Genomic DNA, 1,795 nt, shown 5'->3' with positions numbered 1-1,795 from the left:
TTACCTGTAATCATTGACCCATCACACGCTGGTGGTAAATGGTGGTTAGTAGAACCAATGGCTAAGGCAAGTGTTGCAGCAGGATGTGATGGATTACTTATTGAAGTACATAATGATCCAGAACATGCACTATGTGATGGGGCTCAGTCATTAAAGCCTAAAAAATATACAAAACTTATTGAAGAATTAAGAGAAATTGGTAAAGTAGTAGGTAAAGAAATATAAGTAGAAAGGAAGTATAGTTATGGATTTACACGGGAGAAGTTTTTTAACACTTAAGGATTATACTAAAGAAGAAATCTATTATCTTCTAGACTTATCTAAAAAGCTAAAGGCTAAGAAGAAAGCAGGAAAGATTGGTCATTCACTTGAAGGTAAGAATATTGCCTTATTATTCGAAAAGACATCTACACGTACAAGATGTGCTTTTGAAGTAGGTGTTCTTGATGAAGGAGGACATGCTACTTTCTTGACTCAGTCACAGATGGGAAAGAAGGAGTCAATTGAAGATACAGCGAAAGTATTAGGTAGAATGTTTGATGGAATTGAATTTAGAGGATTTAAACAGGAAAACGTTGAAGCATTAGCTAAGTATTCAGGAGTACCTGTATGGAATGGTTTAACAGATGTTGACCACCCTACTCAGACTTTAGCTGATTTCCTTACTATTCAGGAACATCTTGATAAGCCTTTAAACGAAATTAAGTTTGTATTTACTGGTGATATTAGAAATAATGTTTGTTATGGATTAATGTATGGTGCATGTAAGGTGGGAATGCATTTTGTATGTTTAGGTCCTAAATCATTAGAAATGGATCCAGAAGTTGTGGCTTATTGTCAGGAAGAATGTAAAAAGTCTGGTGGAAGTTTGACTATTACTGATGATACAGATGCAGTTGATGGTGCTGATGTTATCTATACTGATATCTGGGTTTCAATGGGTGAAGATGAATCATTGTATAAGCCAAGAGTGGAATTATTAAGTCCATTTAAAGTAACCAAAGAATTAATGAGTAAGACACATAATGACAATACATTATTTATGCATTGTTTACCATCTTACCATGATTTCGAAACAGAAACAGCAAGAGTAAAACATGAACAGGGATTAGATGTTCGTGAAGTGGATGATGAAGTATTCAGAAGCAAGAACTCTGTTGTATTTGATGAAGCAGAAAATAGACTTCATACAATTAAAGCTGTTATGGTTGCAACATTAGGTAAAAAAGATTAATGAAACATTTATTTACATCTTACTATGATGACAAAGGCATGTATGTCATATATAACGAAGAGACTGCGAATGCGGATAGTGTAATTGAGTATGTTGTTGTGATGTTAGAACAGTTTATCAATACACTTGCAGAAGAATCTGATGAGACAATTGAAAATGTAATAGAGATTGTCGGTAAGGATTTCAATGATTTTGTTTCTAGTTATTATGAAGGAAGCTACGAATTGCTTATTTCACAGGCAGTGGATCGTGGTTTTGCGCATGAGCAGCAGGAATTAGTGGGAGTGAGAGATGAGAATGCGATTGGTATAGACTTAGAACTAAGTAATTATAGTGATCTATTCTTATTGATGTCATTGGCTGTTCTAAGTTGTGATTATAGTGATAATGCGAAAGATATATTTACATATCTTGAAAGCATGAATAAAAGTGATTCTGTAAATTAGACTGGAGGGGTTTATTTCGGGTCTTTAATTTTTGTGGGGGTCAGACCTTCGCTCTAAATATTTGGGGGTCTTGGAAACAGCACCTTTAAATCTGTGGGGGTCACACTGTGGCTCC

Annotated in this window: 2 protein-coding genes and 1 pseudogene; all 3 read left to right on the top strand. The window is 34.9% G+C overall.

The features are described 5' to 3' along the window. Window positions 1–225: pseudogene (locus EAI80_RS12965) on the top strand (hypothetical protein); the annotation flags it as partial. Between the two features lie 19 nt (window positions 226–244). Next, on the top strand, window positions 245–1,234 hold the full coding sequence (gene argF, locus EAI80_RS12960) for an ornithine carbamoyltransferase (RefSeq protein WP_129982367.1): 990 nt from the start codon (window positions 245–247) through the stop codon (window positions 1,232–1,234). After that, window positions 1,234–1,680: a hypothetical protein gene (locus tag EAI80_RS12955; RefSeq protein WP_129982366.1), complete on the top strand. Its 447-nt coding sequence runs from the start codon at window positions 1,234–1,236 to the stop codon at window positions 1,678–1,680. Before argF ends, EAI80_RS12955 begins: the two co-directional genes overlap by 1 nt. Window positions 1,681–1,795 lie beyond the last annotated feature (115 nt).

This window comes from Catenibacterium sp. co_0103 (assembly GCF_004168205.1).
In the GTDB taxonomy this organism is placed as follows: Bacteria; Bacillota_I; Bacilli_A; order Erysipelotrichales; family Coprobacillaceae; genus Catenibacterium; species Catenibacterium mitsuoka_A.
This window is presented reverse-complemented; position numbering and strand designations above follow the sequence as displayed.

Coding starts and splice junctions, on each gene's coding strand:
- argF (WP_129982367.1), top strand. CDS start 245: ATGGATTTACACGGGAGAAGTTTTTTAACACTTAAGGATTATACTAAA.
- EAI80_RS12955 (WP_129982366.1), top strand. CDS start 1,234: ATGAAACATTTATTTACATCTTACTATGATGACAAAGGCATGTATGTC.